The sequence below is a fragment of the Streptomyces sp. NPDC091376 genome (genome assembly GCF_044757085.1).
Lineage (GTDB): Bacteria > Actinomycetota > Actinomycetes > Streptomycetales > Streptomycetaceae > Streptomyces > Streptomyces pratisoli.
This window is the reverse complement of sequence record NZ_JBIVUF010000010.1, coordinates 107,126-121,169: the sequence shown is the minus strand read 5'-3', so window position 1 is coordinate 121,169 and position 14,044 is coordinate 107,126. Positions and strand designations below refer to the sequence as shown.

13 protein-coding genes and 1 tRNA gene are annotated in these 14,044 nt (G+C 71.8%); 5 read left to right on the top strand and 9 right to left on the bottom strand.

The genetic code is table 11. The features are described 5' to 3' along the window. The first annotated feature begins 95 nt into the window (after positions 1-95). Positions 96-3,317 carry an amidohydrolase family protein gene (locus tag ACIQMR_RS22230; RefSeq protein ID WP_401389873.1) on the top strand — a complete coding sequence of 1,074 codons (3,222 nt, stop codon included), beginning with the start codon at positions 96-98 and terminating at the stop codon, positions 3,315-3,317. 84 nt (positions 3,318-3,401) lie between these two features. Here ACIQMR_RS22230 and ACIQMR_RS22225 read toward each other — a convergent pair. The 6 genes from ACIQMR_RS22225 to ehuB all read right to left on the bottom strand — a co-directional run bounded on the left by ACIQMR_RS22225 (position 3,402) and on the right by ehuB (position 7,544). Continuing rightward, a tRNA-Lys gene (locus ACIQMR_RS22225) sits at positions 3,402-3,475 on the bottom strand. A 114-nt stretch (positions 3,476-3,589) separates the two neighbouring features. After that, entirely contained in the window at positions 3,590-4,348 is a 759-nt protein-coding gene (locus ACIQMR_RS22220) for an IclR family transcriptional regulator (RefSeq protein WP_401389870.1), read from the bottom strand. Positions 4,349-4,515: 167 nt separating this feature from the next. Beyond that, on the bottom strand, positions 4,516-5,283 hold the full coding sequence (gene ehuA, locus ACIQMR_RS22215; protein WP_401389867.1) for an ectoine/hydroxyectoine ABC transporter ATP-binding protein EhuA: 768 nt from the start codon (positions 5,281-5,283) through the stop codon (positions 4,516-4,518). Next, on the bottom strand, positions 5,273-5,923 hold the full coding sequence (gene ehuD, locus ACIQMR_RS22210; protein ID WP_401389864.1) for an ectoine/hydroxyectoine ABC transporter permease subunit EhuD: 651 nt from the start codon (positions 5,921-5,923) through the stop codon (positions 5,273-5,275). Before ehuD ends, ehuA begins: the two co-directional genes overlap by 11 nt. Continuing rightward, a complete protein-coding gene (gene ehuC, locus ACIQMR_RS22205; protein WP_401389861.1) occupies positions 5,920-6,654 on the bottom strand; it encodes an ectoine/hydroxyectoine ABC transporter permease subunit EhuC in 735 nt (244 codons plus the stop codon). The genes ehuD and ehuC overlap by 4 nt, the downstream gene beginning before the upstream one ends. Further along, entirely contained in the window at positions 6,651-7,544 is an 894-nt protein-coding gene (ehuB, locus tag ACIQMR_RS22200; protein ID WP_401389858.1) for an ectoine/hydroxyectoine ABC transporter substrate-binding protein EhuB, read from the bottom strand. The genes ehuC and ehuB overlap by 4 nt, the downstream gene beginning before the upstream one ends. A gap of 42 nt (positions 7,545-7,586) precedes the next feature. Here ehuB and ACIQMR_RS22195 point away from each other — a divergent pair, with 42 nt between their 5' ends. Continuing rightward, positions 7,587-8,078, top strand: a complete 492-nt coding sequence (locus ACIQMR_RS22195; protein WP_328725342.1) for a DUF3830 family protein — start codon at positions 7,587-7,589, stop codon at positions 8,076-8,078. Between the two features lie 73 nt (positions 8,079-8,151). Here ACIQMR_RS22195 and ACIQMR_RS22190 read toward each other — a convergent pair whose 3' ends face one another. Both ACIQMR_RS22190 and ACIQMR_RS22185 read right to left on the bottom strand, forming a co-directional pair. Further along, a complete protein-coding gene (locus ACIQMR_RS22190; protein WP_401389853.1) occupies positions 8,152-9,567 on the bottom strand; it encodes an amidase in 1,416 nt (471 codons plus the stop codon). After that, positions 9,557-10,510, bottom strand: a complete 954-nt coding sequence (locus ACIQMR_RS22185; RefSeq protein WP_401389850.1) for a D-2-hydroxyacid dehydrogenase — start codon at positions 10,508-10,510, stop codon at positions 9,557-9,559. Before ACIQMR_RS22185 ends, ACIQMR_RS22190 begins: the two co-directional genes overlap by 11 nt. Before the next feature lie 98 nt (positions 10,511-10,608). Here ACIQMR_RS22185 and ACIQMR_RS22180 point away from each other — a divergent pair, with 98 nt between their 5' ends. Beyond that, positions 10,609-11,466: a decarboxylase gene (locus ACIQMR_RS22180; RefSeq protein ID WP_266373928.1), complete on the top strand. Its 858-nt coding sequence runs from the start codon at positions 10,609-10,611 to the stop codon at positions 11,464-11,466. After that, positions 11,463-12,200: a decarboxylase gene (locus ACIQMR_RS22175; RefSeq protein ID WP_401389847.1), complete on the top strand. Its 738-nt coding sequence runs from the start codon at positions 11,463-11,465 to the stop codon at positions 12,198-12,200. Before ACIQMR_RS22180 ends, ACIQMR_RS22175 begins: the two co-directional genes overlap by 4 nt. A gap of 174 nt (positions 12,201-12,374) precedes the next feature. On the opposite strand, the gene ACIQMR_RS22170 is transcribed toward ACIQMR_RS22175, so the two are convergent. After that, a complete protein-coding gene (locus tag ACIQMR_RS22170; RefSeq protein WP_401389844.1) occupies positions 12,375-12,782 on the bottom strand; it encodes a MazG nucleotide pyrophosphohydrolase domain-containing protein in 408 nt (135 codons plus the stop codon). Between the two features lie 129 nt (positions 12,783-12,911). Here ACIQMR_RS22170 and ACIQMR_RS22165 point away from each other — a divergent pair, with 129 nt between their 5' ends. Beyond that, positions 12,912-14,030, top strand: a complete 1,119-nt coding sequence (locus ACIQMR_RS22165) for an LLM class flavin-dependent oxidoreductase (protein ID WP_401389841.1) — start codon at positions 12,912-12,914, stop codon at positions 14,028-14,030. The last annotated feature ends 14 nt before the right edge of the window (positions 14,031-14,044 follow it).

The window sequence follows — 14,044 nt, the reverse complement described above, 5'->3', positions numbered from 1 at the left end:
GGTGACGTCGCCGCCCACGCCCGGTACGAGTGGAGCGAAGGTGACCCACCCGAACCATGTGACCCACACGAACCAGGGGGATGCCCGTGCCGTCGATGCCGCGCCGACAGTTCCTGCAGTCCGCCGCCGGGACCGCCGTGGCGGTGACCACGGTCCCCGCCGCAGCGCTCCCCGCGGCAGCGCTCCCCGCCGCAGCGCTCCCCGCGGCAGCACTCCCCGCCACCGCGGTCCCACACGCCGGGGCAGGGACCACCCGTCTCCGCCTCACCGCCGCCACCAACGGCGCCGCGACCCCCACCGGTTCCGGACCCGCCGCCCCGCTCGTCGCCGAGGTGCAGAACGTCCTGTGGCGGATCCCGCGCGACGGCTCGTCCGCCACCGCCCTCACCCCGCCCGATCTGGAGCCCGGCCGCCCCGTCGCCTCGCCGGACGGGCGCCGTGTCGCCATGACCTGCTTCAAGGGCGGCCAGTTCCACATCTGGGTGATGGGCGCCGACGGGTCGGGACTGCGGCAGCTCACCGACGGGCCGTGGGACGACCGGGCACCGGCCTGGTCCCCGGACTCCCGCCGGATCGTGTTCTCCTCCGAGCGCGGCGGCGACCCGGTCGACGGAAGCCCGTACCGCATCTGGACGGTCGACACCCGCACCGGCGCGCTGACCCGGCTCACCGGACTCCCCGGCCAGGAGGGCCCCGTACAGACCGGCCCGTGGGAGGACCTCGACCCCGTCTGGTCCCCGGACGGCACCGGCGTCGTCTTCGTACGCGCCGCGCTCGACGGCACGACGCTGCGCTCCCGCACCCTCGCCTCCGTACCGGCCGGCGGGAACGGCCCGGTGACCGCCTGGCACACCGAGACCGGACCGGGCAATCTGCTGACCCCCGCGCTGTCCCAGGGCGGGCGGAGGGCATGGCTGCGCACCGTCCCGTCCACCGTGCGCTACGAACAGGTCGTCCTCGTCGTCGACGGCGAACCGGTCGCCGTCGACGACGAGATCGCTCCCGTGCCACCGCGCTGGGTCGACGAGGAACGGCTGCTCCTCACCGTCGCCGGCCGGTTCCGCATCATCCGCCCGCACCGCGAAGGCGCCGTCGAGACGGTCGAGTTCGCCGGTGAGCTCCCGCTCAGGCGGCCTCACTATCGCGTCAAGTCGTACGACTTCGAGCCGGACCGTCCGCGTCCCGTGCGGGGCATCCACCTCCCGGCGCTCTCGCCGGACGGGCGTACGGTCGCGTTCGTGTCGCTCAACTCTCTGTGGACCGTGCCCACTTCGGGCGGTGGCCGGCCCCGTAAGGTGCGGTCGGCCGCGCCGGACACCTACCTCCAGAGTCCCGCCTGGACCCCCGACGGCACGGCACTGCTGTACGTCGACGACCGCGACGGCGGGCTCAACTCGGTGCGCAGACACGAACTGGACGGCGGCGCCGACACCCTGCTGGCCGCCGGCGGACGCGCCCACCCCGCGCTGTCCCCGGACGGCACCCGCCTCGTGAGCCTCGATCTCGCGGGACGTCTCGTCGTACGCGACCTCGCGACCGGCCAGGACACGGCCCTCGCCGCCCCTCTCGGCGGCGGCGGGCTGCCGGGCCCGCCGAGCTGGTCCCCGGACGGCCGGTACCTCGCCTACGCGGACCGCAACCGTCTCAACCTCCGCTTCCGCGAGGGCTACAACCTCGTCCGGGTCGTCGACACCACCGACGGCGCCTCCAGGCTGCACGCCCTCGCGCCGCACGTCTCGCTCTCCGACCGCTACGCCTCCGGGCCCGCCTGGTCCCCGGACGGGCGGTGGATGGCGTGCGTGAGCGAGTCGGCCCTGTGGCTGCTGCCCGTACGGCCCGACGGCAGCCCGGCGGGGGAGCCGCGCCGCCTCACGGACGAACCCGCCGACCATCCCACCTGGGCCGCCGACTCCCGCACGCTGCTGTATCTGTCGAACGCCCGCCTGCGGCTGCTGACCCTGGACGACGGCACGCCCGGGCACGTACGCACCGTCCCCGTGGAGCTGACCTACCGCCGCCCCGCACCCGTCGACACCGTGGTCCGGGCGGGCCGCCTCTGGGACGGCACGGGAGCCCGGGCCAGGGACGGCGTCGACATCCTCGTCCGGGACGGCAGGATCGCCGCCGTCGAGCCGCACCGCCCCGCCCGCCGGGCCGCCCGCACCGTGGACGCCCGTGCGCACACGGTCCTGCCGGGCCTGTGGGACACCCACACCCACCCCTGGCAGTACACCTACGGCGCACGCCAGAGTGCACTCGAACTCGCCTACGGCGTCACCACCACCGTCGCGCTGGCCGGCTTCTCCTACGAACAGGCCCGCCTCCGCGAGGACATCGTCGCGGGCCGGCTCGTGGGTCCACGGCTGCTCACCACCGGCGAACTCCTCGACGGCTCCCGCGTCGCCTACAGCATGGGCCGCGCCCACCGCACCCGCGCCGGACTCCGTCGCTCGCTGGCCCGAGGGTCGGCCCTCGACTGGGACTTCGTGAAGACGTACGTCCGCGCCCCCTTCCCGATGATGGAGGAAGCCGCCGCTTTCGGCCATGACCGGCTCGGCGTACGCTCGGGCTCGCATCTGTGCGCCCAGGGCATCCAGACCGGTCAGGATCTGACCTCGCATCTGATCGCCACCGAACGCGCCGAGTACGGGCACGGCGCGACCGCCGAGGGCCACACCCACCAGGACACCGTGGCCACGTACGCGACCGGCGGTTTCCATCTCCTGGAGACCCCGTTCACCGCGATCACCCTGCTCGCCGAGACCCCGGACCTGGTCGACGACACCCGGGTCACCGCGATGATGCCGCCCTGGGACGCCCAGGCGATCAGCGCCCGCGCCGAGCTGCCGCCGACCGCGATCGAGCGGCTCGCCCTGCGCCGGGAGGTCGACACCTGCCGTGCCGTACTCGCCTCCGGCGGTCTGCTGGCGCTGGGCACGGACACCCCCATCACCCCGGTGGGCATCCACCTCCACCTGGGGCTGCGTGCGCTCGTCCGATACGGCTTCACACCCGCCGAGGCGCTGCTGACAGCGACGGCGAACGCGGCCCGGGTCTTCGGCGCAGAGCGGGATCTGGGCACGGTCGAGCCCGGCAAGATCGCGGATCTGACGATCGTCACGGGCGATCCGCTGACCCGGATCGACGATCTTGCGAAGGTGACGAAGGTCATGGTCGGCGGCCGGATCCATGACCGGGAGACGCTGGAGAAGCCGTACCGGCGACCCGGCCGGCGGGCCGTTTCCCGGCCCGAGGCGTCGTCGTCGCACTGGCACGCGGTCGCCGAGCAGATGCGCCGCGACGGCTGCTGCGGCTGAGCGCAGCGGCGGCAACGCCGGGCCGGCGCCTCGCAGCACGACGACCAGAGGCCCTCGCAACTGCGAGGGCCTCCGCCAAGGTTGTGCGCCGCCAGGGACTCGAACCCCGGACCCGCTGATTAAGAGTCAGCTGCTCTAACCAACTGAGCTAGCGGCGCGGGCTGCCGTTCTCGCCGCTCTCGGCGGCTGACGACAGAAGTAATACTACCTGGTCCCGGGGGTGCTCCTGACCACCGCTCTCGGCCCCGGCACCGGGCCGCGCCGCCGCGCGCCTACAGCGCCAGTGACAGCACCACCGGAGCGGCTCTGCGGTTCAGGGTGTCGGCCGCGGCGCGCAGCCGGTGGGCATGCTCGATCGGGAGCGAGAGCGCCAGGCAGCCCACGGCGGAACCGGCCGTCAGCGGCACCGCCGCGCAGACCGTGCCCACCGCGTACTCCTGGAGGTCCAGGACGGGGACCGTGGGCGGCTGGGAGTCCAGCTTCGAGAAGAGGACCTTCTCGTTCGTGATCGTCCGGGAGGTGAGCCGGGCGATCCGGTGGCGGGAGAGGTGATCGCGGCGGCCGTTCTGGTCCAGCTGGGTCAGCAGGCACTTGCCGACCGCGCTGGCGTGCGCCGCCGAGCGGAAGTCGACCCACTCGTTGACCTTGGGCGTGCGCGGGCCGTCGGCGAACTGCATGATTTTGACCTCGCCGTCGATGTAACGGCTGATGTAGACCGCGGCGCCGACCGAGTCGCGCAGCTCGGTCAGGGTCTCCTGGAGCTTGCGCTCCAGGGCCTCCCGCCGGGTGGCTCCGGAGCCCAGCAGGACGAGGGAGTCGCCGATCACGTACGCCCCGTCCGCGACCTGCTCCACATAGCCTTCGCGGCGCAGCATCAGCAGCATGGACGACAGGTGGCCGGTGGGCAGTCCGGTCTCGCGCGCGATCTGGGCATCGGTCACTCCGCCACCGTGCCTGGAGATCGTCTCCAGAACGCGCAGAGCGTATTGCACCGAGTGGAACGGCGCGGTCGGCTCGGGCTTCAGCGCCACGGTTTCCCCCTACCAGGTTGTGACCGCAAGCTTCCGTACCACGATAGCGGCCAAGAACCGTTTAGTGGGCGGCTGTTGGCGAGAAATATGAGGCGCCCCAGGGGCATATCCTGGGGCGCACGACAATGGCATATGCCAGAGTCACGAATAATGCATGGAGTGAGAGGTCAGAGCACCGCACCGAGAAACTCACGAGTACGTTCGTGCGCGGGATCGGAGAACATTTTCTCCGGGGAGCCGGACTCGATCACCTTCCCGGCGTCGAACATCAGGACCTCGTCGGAGATGTCCCGGGCGAAGTTCATCTCGTGCGTCACGCAGAGCATCGTGATGTCGGTGGTCCGGGCGATGTCCCTGAGCACGTCCAGCACCCCGGCCACCAGCTCCGGGTCGAGCGCTGACGTGACCTCGTCGAGCAGCAGCACCTGCGGTCGCATCGCGAGCGCCCGGGCGATCGCCACCCGCTGCTGCTGACCGCCGGACAGCTGCGAGGGCCGCGCGTCCGCGCGGTCGGCGAGACCGACCAGATCCAGCAGCTCGCGGGCGCGCTCCTCGGCCTCGTCCTTCGGCAGGCCGAGCACCCGCACCGGGGCCTCGGTGATGTTCCGCAGCACGGTCATGTTGGGGAAGAGGTTGAACTGCTGGAAGACCATGCCGATCTTCTTGCGGACCTCTCTGCGTTCCTTCTCGTCGGCGGGGAACAGCCGGCCGCCGTTGACGTCGATCGTGCCCGAGTCGGGCCGCTCCAGCGTCATCAGCAGCCGAAGGATCGTCGTCTTGCCGGAGCCGGAGGGCCCGATCAGTGTGACGTGCTTGCCCGGACGGACCGAGAAGCACAGGTCGTCCAGGACGGTGTTGTCCCCGAAACGCTTGGTGACGTTCGTGAACCGGATGAGCTCGTCGTTCTGCTTGGCGGGATTCGTGTCAGCGGGCAAGGCGGCGCTCCAGGGTTCGTACGAGCAGAGAAGCCGGGTAGGCGATGAGGATGAAGGCGATGCCGACGACGGTCAGCGGCTCCGTGTACTGGAAGGTCGCCGCGCTCTCCAGCCGGGACTGCTGGAGCATCTCCAGCACACTGATCCCGGCGAGCAGCGGAGTGTCCTTCAGCATCGCGATGACGTAGTTGCCCAGCGCGGGTGCGATCCGGCGGACCGCCTGCGGCAGGATCACCGCGACCCAGGTGCGGTGGACCGGCAGGCTCAGCGCCGTCGCGGCCTCCCACTGTCCGGCCGGTACGGCGTCGATGCCCGCCCGGTAGACCTGTGCGGTGTACGTCGAGTAGTGCAGCCCGATCGCGATCGTGCCGGTGGTGAGTGCGGAGAACTGCACGCCCCACTCCGGCAGCACGAAGAACAGGAAGAACAGCTGCACCAGCAGCGGGGTGTTCCGGACGAACTCGGTGAAGAGCCCCACCGGCCAGCGCACGAAGCGCGGGCCGGAGCGCATCGCGAGCGCCCAGACCAGGCCGAGGGTGAACGACAGCAGCGAGCCCAGCACCAGGATCTGCAGCGTGACCAGCACGCCTTCCCAGAAACGCGGCATGAAGTCCGCGACGGCGGACCAGTCCCAGGTCATCGGAGATCACCTTCCGCGAGTGCGCCGGAGACGCCGGCCCGCTTGTTCTTCTGGCGGGGGATCCGGGGGCGTGGCTCCGGATCGATGCCCACATTGGCCTTCGCCCTGCGCTCGAGCGCCTTCATGGAGCGGGTGATCAGGAAGGCGAGCGCGAAGTAGATCACCAGCGTGACCGTGTAGATCTGCGCGCTCTCCTGGGTCGCCAGGCGCACCAGGTACGCCGCGAACGACACGTCGCCGACGCCCAGCAGCGAGACCAGCGCCGTGCCCTTGAGCAGCTCCACCAGCAGATTGCAGAAGGACGGGATCATCTCGGGGATCGCCTGCGGCAGCAGGATCAGCCGCATCCGCTGCCAGGGCGAGAGGCTGAGCGCGACACCGGCCTCGCGCTGCGCCGGCGCCACCGCGTTCAGCGCACCGCGCACGATCTCGGCGCCGTACGCCCCGTACGACAGGCCCAGTGCGAGCACCGCCGCCCACATCGGCACCAACTGCCAGCCCAGCAGCGGCGGGAGGACGAAGAACAGCCAGAACATCAGCACCAGCGCCGAGGTTCCGCGGAACACCTCGGTGTAGAAGCCCGCGAGGAAGCGCACGAAGCGCGAGCGATGAGTTCTGGCCATGCCGACACCGAACGCGACGGCGGCGGCCAGTGCGGCGCTGTAGACGGTGAGCTGGACGGTGATCCAGATCCCCGGGAGCACCCAGTTCTGCCAGAGTCCGGCGGTCATCGGCACAGCTCCTTCGCCGTGAGCTCCGTCATCTCGGCCTCGGTGAAGCCGAACCGGCGCAGGATGCGGAAGAGTTCGCCGCTCTTCTTCATCTTGTGGATCTCGGTGTTGAAGGCGTCCCGCAGCTCGGTGTCGGTCGGCCGGAAGGCGAACCCGCCCCCGTCGATCTTCTTCTTGCCGTCGACGACCGCGGCGAACGGCTCGGTGGCCTCGGCCTTGCTGCTCTTGCGGACCACCTCACGGGTGGTGAGCGCGGTACCGGCGAAGACGTCGACGCGCCCGGACTCGACGGCGTTCAGCCCGGCCACCTGGTCCTGCAGGATGACGATGTCCTTCTCCGGGTACCCGGCCGCGACCGCGTAGTCGATCTCCGCGTATCCGGTGCCCGTCGCGAATTTCGCCTTCGTCCGGACGACGTCCTCGTAACTGCGCAGATTCTTCGGATTGCCTTTGCGCACGATGAAAGAGTCCAGCATCTGGTATTCCGGGTCCGAGAACAGGACCTGCGCGCAGCGTTCCTTGTTGATGTACATCCCGGCCGAAACGACATCGAACTGCTGCGAATTGAGGCCGGGTATGAGGGAGGCGAAGTCGGTGGCGACCGGCTGGACGTTTCCGACACCGAGTCGCTGGAAGACGGCCTTGGCGAGTTCCGGGGCCTCTCCGGTGAACTCGCCCTGTTCGTCGATGTAGCCGTACGGCACCTCGCCCGCGATCCCGAGCCGCACCGTGCCCTGGGATCTCAGCCGGGCGAGGGCGTCGCCCGAGGGGACCCTGGCGCAGCCCGTCGCGCCGGCCGCGCCGGCCGCACCGAGTGCGCCCGCGGTACCGAGCAGCAGGGTGCGCCGCCGTATCGCCTGTCTGGTGTGTGGAGCCGCGTGTGGAGCCATGGGCGCGCGGCTACCCGGCCTCAGTCGGGGTATGCGTACACAATGGCTGATCGCTTCATTGACGTTTCGCTCGCAAAGCGCGGAGTGCACTGCACCGCGCGGCTCCTCGACGACCGGGCGCCCGTGACCTGCCGGGCGGTGTGGGACGCGCTGCCGCTCGGCGGCGACGTGTACCACGCGAAGTACGCCCGCAACGAGATCTATGCCCTGTTCCCCGCCTTCGCGGACCGGGAGCCACCGCTGGAGAACCCCACGGTGACGCCGATCCCGGGGGACCTCTGCTACTTCACCTTCAGTGGTACGGAGCTGGGGACCGCGGCGTACGGCTACGACCGCGACCTCTCCCGGCCGGTGACCGTCGACCTCGCTCTCTTCTACGAACGCAACAACCTGCTGCTCAACGGCGACACGGGCTGGGTGCCGGGGATCGTGTGGGGTCAGGTGGTCGAAGGGCTGGACCGGATGGCCGACGCGTGCCAGGACCTCTGGCGGGCGGGGGCGCTGGGGGAGACGCTGACGTTCCGGCGGGCGTGAGACCTCCCTTCCGCCGCCCCGCGCCTCGAACTCCCCACGCCCGTCAGGAGCGTGGGGAGTTCGAGCCCTCCCGCTACGAGGCCACCGGTGACGGGAGCGCCGCCGACCCTGACTCGTACAACGCGTGCGCCGCCCGCAGGACCAGGGCGTCGCCGTGCCGGGGTGCGACGAGCTGGACGCCGATGGGAAGGCCGTCCTCGTCCACCCCGCACGGCACCGTCGCGGCCGGCTGCTGGGTGAGGTTGAACGGGTACGTGAACGGGGTCCACCCCGTCCAGCGCCGGTGTCCGGATTCGCGGGGCACCTCCGCACCCGCCTCGAACGCGGTGATCGGCAGCGTCGGCGTGACCAGCAGGTCGTACGCCGTATGGAACCGGCCCATCCGCCGCCCCAGGTCCATCCGGACGTCCACGGCCGCGAGGTAGTCCAGAGCCGACGCCCGCGCACCCGCCTCGCAGATCTCCCGCAGCCCCGGGTCGAGCAGCTCCCGCTGCTCCGCACCGAAGTGCTGCACCAGCCGGGCCGCCCCGCTGAACCACAGCGTGTGGAAGGCCTCCACCGGGTCCGCGATGTCCGGGTCGGCCTCCTCGATGTACGCGCCCAGCTCCGCGAGCCGGCCCACCGCCGCGCGCACCGCGGAAGCGACCGCGGGCCGTACCGCGACCTGGCCGCCTAGCGACGGGGAGTACGCGATCCGCAGGCCCTTCACGCCCTCGGCCAGGCCCTCCGCGGTCCTCGGCGCGGGCGACAGCTGGGACCAGTCGCGCCAGTCGGGCCCGCTGATCACATCCAGCAGCAGCGCCGCGTCCGCGGCGTCCCGCGTCATCGGCCCGGCGTGGGCCAGCGTGCCGAAGGGGCTCGACGGGAACAGCGGGATCCGGCCGTACGTCGGCTTCAGCCCGAAGATCCCGCAGAACGATGCCGGGATACGGACCGATCCACCCCCGTCCGTCCCGATCGACAGCGGCGCCGCGCCCAGCGCGACAGCGGCCGCGCTCCCGCCGCTGGATCCACCGGCCGTGCGCGACGGGTCGTACGGGTTGCGGGTGACCCCGGTCAGCGGGGAGTCCGTGACGCCCTTCCAGCCGAACTCCGGTGTCGTCGTCTTGCCGATGAACACCGCGCCCTGCTCCCGCAGCCGGGCCACGGCCGGGGCGTCCTCGTCCCAGGCCGAGGCGGCGGGACGCACGGTCCTGGAACCGCGCAGCGTCGGCGCGCCCGCCTGCAGCAGGATGTCCTTGACCGTCACGGGCACGCCGTCGAGCGGACCCAGGGGCTCCCTTCTGCGGCGGCGCTCGGTGGCCGCCTCCGCCTGCGCCAGCGCCTGCTCGCCGTCGATCCGGACGAACGCGTTGGTGAGGCGCTGCGCCTCATCGGCCCGCTCGAGGACCGCGCGGGCCGCCTCCACCGGGGAGAAGTCGCCCCGCTCGTAGCCGGCGATGAGATGACGTGCGGTCAGGGCACTCAGGTCGTTCGGCTCAGGAGTCATGGGAGGGGACGTACCCACGTTTCTTGTCGACCACGTTCGGCAGCGGCTTTCCGGCCGACCACAGCTCGAAGAGTCCGACGAACTGCTCACCCAGCCGGTCCCGCCAGCCCACCGTGTCACCGCTCATGTGCGGCGAGACGACCAGCCCCGGAACGTCCCACAGCCGGTCGTCGGGCCCGAGCGGCTCCTCCTCGAAGACGTCCAGGGCCGCGCCCGCGATCTGCCGCTCGGTGAGCGCCGTGACCAGCTCGTCCTCGACCACCAGCGCGCCCCGCCCCACGTTGACGAACCGGGCCGAGGGCCGCATCAGCGCGAATCGCCGGGCACCGAACATGCCCCGGGTCGCCTCCGTCAGCGGCGCCGCGCACACGACCCAGTCGGCGAGGGTCAGCAGCCGGTCCAGGTCCTCGGCGCCGTGCACCCCGGTCCGGGCCGTGCGCCCGGTGAGGGCCACCTCCACGTCCAGCGCCCGCAAGGTGCGCGCGATCGCCTGGCCGATCGGGCCCGCGCCGACGACGACGGCCCGGCTGCCCGCCACCGGCAGGGACTCCCGGTGGCGCCATCGGCGCTGCCGCTGGAGCTCCAGGGTGCCGGGCACGTCCTTGGCCATCGCCAGCACGAGGGCGGCCACGTACTCGGCGATGGGCTGCTCGAAGATCCCCCGGGCATTGGTCAGGACCGTGTCGGAGGCGGTGAACTCGGGGCAGATCAGCCGGTCGACGCCCGCGCTCGGGGTGTGCACCCAGCGCGGTCTCGGGCCGCCTCCGGGCCAGGCGTGGCGTACCGCGTCGGAGGTGAAGTCCCACACCAGCAGAGCGTCGGCGTGCGGGAGTTCCGCGGCGAGCGAGCGGTCGTCGGCGTACCGGATCTCGGCGCGGCCGGTGAGCCGTCCGAGCCGTGGCGGAGGGTCCGCTTCCAGTACGAGAAGAATCGGGACGGACATCGCGGGGAAACCGTTTCTGAACGTCTGACATGTACGGATTGACCCACGCTCGCACCCCAACCTACCGTCGTCAACAAGACGTCAAAAGGGGGCCTGTGATGGATGTGTCCCTCGAAGTCTCGTTCCTGGGCGGACCCGCCCCGCAGCGCGGGATCGGTGTGGTCGCCCCGTTCGACTTCGCGCTGGACCGTGAGCTGTGGCGATGGGTGCCCGATGACGTCTCGCTGCGTCTCACCCGTACGCCGTACGTGCCCGTCGAGGTCTCCCTCGACCTCGCCCGGATCGTCAGCGAGCACGAGACGCTCGGTGAGGCGGTGCGGGCGCTGTCCGCGTCCGAGCCGGAGGTCATCGCGTACGCCTGCACCAGCGGCAGCTTCGTCGGCGGAGTGGCGGGCGAGCGGGCCATGTGCGAGGCGATGACGTCCGCGGGCGAGGTCGCCTCGCTGACCACCTCCGGCGCGCTGCTCGAAGCCCTCGAAGAGCTGGGCGCCCGCCGTATCGCCGTGGTCACCCCGTACACGGATTCGGTGACCCGGGCGCTGGAGGACTATCTCGGTGAGGCCGGGGTAGCGGTCACGGGCCGCGCCTTCCTGGGACTGACCCGGTACATCTGGAAGGTGCCGTACCGGTCGGTGGTGGACATGGCCCGCCAGGCCGTGGTGGGCGCGGCGGACGCGCTCTTCATCAGCTGCACGAATCTTCCGACGTACGACGCGATACCCCAGCTGGAGGCGGAACTGCGGATGCCGGTGCTCTCCGCCAACCAGGTCACGATGTGGGCCGCGCTCCGCCGGATCGGCGTCTACGCGGTCGGCCCGTACCAGGCTCTCCTCATGGACACCGCCGGGCCGCACGAGGAGCCGCCGCCCCCGGCCCCGCCGGCGCCACCGGCCGCCTCCGCGCCGCCGGTCGCGCCCCCGGTCACCCAGTCCGAGGAACAGGAAGGATGGACATGACGACTGTCGGACTCCTCTATCCGGGGCACTCCGCCGAGGACGACTACCCGAGGATCGCCGTCCTGCTCGACAGCGACATCCGGCTGCCGCTCTTCCACACCGACATCGGCGAGGACGCGCACCGCGAGGACGCGCTGATCGAGATGGGCGCGGCGGACCGGCTGGCGGCCGGGGTCGAGGAGCTGCGGATGGCCGGATCGGAATCGCTGGTGTGGGCCTGTACGAGCGGAAGCTTCATCCGCGGCTTTGACGGCGCGCAGCAGCAGATCCGGGAGCTGGCGCAGACGGCCGGGCTGCCGGCGTCGAGCACGTCGTTCGCGTTCGTCCACGCGGCGCAGGCGCTGGGCGCGGGCCGGGTCGCGGTGGCGGCGACGTATCCGCAGGACGTGACCGAGTCCTTCGCGGAGTTCCTCGGTGCCGCCGGGATCGAGGTGACCGCGGCGAGGGCGAGCGGGATCGTCACGGCCGCCGAGGTCGGCACATGGGAGCGCGACCAGGTGCTTGAGCTCGCCCGCGCGGGCGACGACCCGCGGGCGGAGGCGGTGCTCCTGCCGGACACCGCGCTGCACACGGCGGCGCATCTGGCGGAACTGGAGGAGGCGCTGGGCAAGCCGGTCCTCACGGCGAACCAGGTGACGGTGTGGGAAGGGCTGCGCCTGGCGGAGCGCAAGGCGTGGGCGGACGGCCTGGGCAGGCTGTTCGCGCGTCCCGGCGACTGGCCGGAAGGCGAGTAGGGCGGCCCGCGCCGACGGCGAGCAGGGCGGCGCGTCCCGACGACTGGCCGGACGGCGAGCAGGGCTGCCCGCGCGGGACGTCTTCGGACCGCGGTGGGCGGTCCCGGTCGCGACGGCTCATCGGGAGCCGGCGAGGTCACGGGCCCGGACGCCGGGTTCCGGGTCCGGTGGGCCTCACTCGTGACCGCCGGGTGCCCACCCCTGTGCGCGGAGCACGGCGGCGACGTCCGGCGGCTGGTAGGCGTCGCCCTTGAGGATTTTGCCGTCGCTTCGCCGCGCCGGGCGTCCGTCCGGCCCCAGCTTGGACATGTTGGCCCGGTGGATCTCACGGATCACCGCGTCCAGATCGATGCCGTGGACCACGGCGGTGCCGTAGGCGATGTAGACCACGTCGGCGAGTTCGTGCGCGATGTGTTCCAGAGGGCCGCTCTCGGCGGCCTCGGCCAGTTCCTGCACCTCCTCGTGGAGCAGTTCCTGGCGGTGGGCCGCGAGTTCGGGAGAAACCGGCGCCGGCCGTGCCGGGGCGTCCAGGCCGCACGCCACGTGGAATTCCCGTACGAGGTGCTGGATCGATGGCTGCATCGCGGCCGATGCTATCGCCCGCCGATCGCGCTCTGGCGCCGGGCGCGTACCCCCGTACGGAATAACCGGAGAGGGCCTCCTGTTAGTTTCGGGGATAAGGACACGCACGACAAGGCAGGAGGCCCACCCGTGGACGCACCGGACGTACCGGACGCACCGGAGACCGGCGACGAGATCCGGGGGACGGCGCGCGGAACCGCCCCCGTACCCCTGTCGGTGCTGGACCTGGTCACCGTCGGCAGCGGCCGCACCGCCGGGCAGGCGCTGCGCACCAGCGTGGACATCGCCCGCCTCGCCGAGCGGCGCGGCTACCACCGTCACTGGGTGGCGGAGCACCACTCGATGCCCGGGGTCGCCTCGTCCTCCCCGGCCGTGATCCTCGCCCATCTCGCCGCCCACACCGAGCGCATCCGCCTCGGCTCCGGCGGTGTCATGCTGCCGAACCACGCGCCCCTGGTGATCGCCGAGCAGTTCGGCACCCTGGAGGCCCTCGCACCGGGCCGCATCGACCTCGGACTCGGCCGCGCACCCGGCACGGACGGTGCCACCGCCGCCGCGCTCCGCCGCACCGAGCGGCTGAACGAAGGCGCCGACGACTTCCCGCAGCAGCTCGTCGAGCTGACCCGCTTCCTGGACGACGACTTCCCCGACGGCCACCCGTACGCCCGAATCCACGCGGTCCCGGGTCCCGTTCAGGCCACCGCTCCGGGCGGGGTCCAGTCCCCGGCCCGGCCGCCGATCTGGCTGCTCGGCTCCTCCGGCTTCAGCGCCCGGCTGGCCGGAACGCTCGGCCTGCCGTTCGCGTTCGCCCACCACTTCTCGGCGCAGAACACCGTCCCGGCGCTCGACCTCTACCGGGACACCTTCCGCCCCTCGGCCGTGCTGGCCGAGCCCTACGCCCTGATCGGCGTCGCCGCCCTCGCCTCCGACGACGCCCGCGAGGCGCGCCGCCAGGTCATGACCGGCGCCCTGTCGATGCTGCGGCTGCGCACCGGACGCCCGGGTCTGGTCCCGACGCCGGAGGAGGCCGAGGCCTACGGGTTCAGCCCGCTGGAGCGGGAGTTCGTGGACAGCTGGCTCGGCAACGTCGTCCACGGCACGCCGGACGAGGTCCGTACGGGCCTGGACGACCTGCGGAAGCGTACGGGAGCCGACGAACTGATGATCACGGCCAACGCGCACGGCGGCGAGGCGCGGGTGCGTTCGTACGAGCTGATCGCGGACGCGTACGGACTGCCGGAGCAGTAACGTGCACGGTCCCC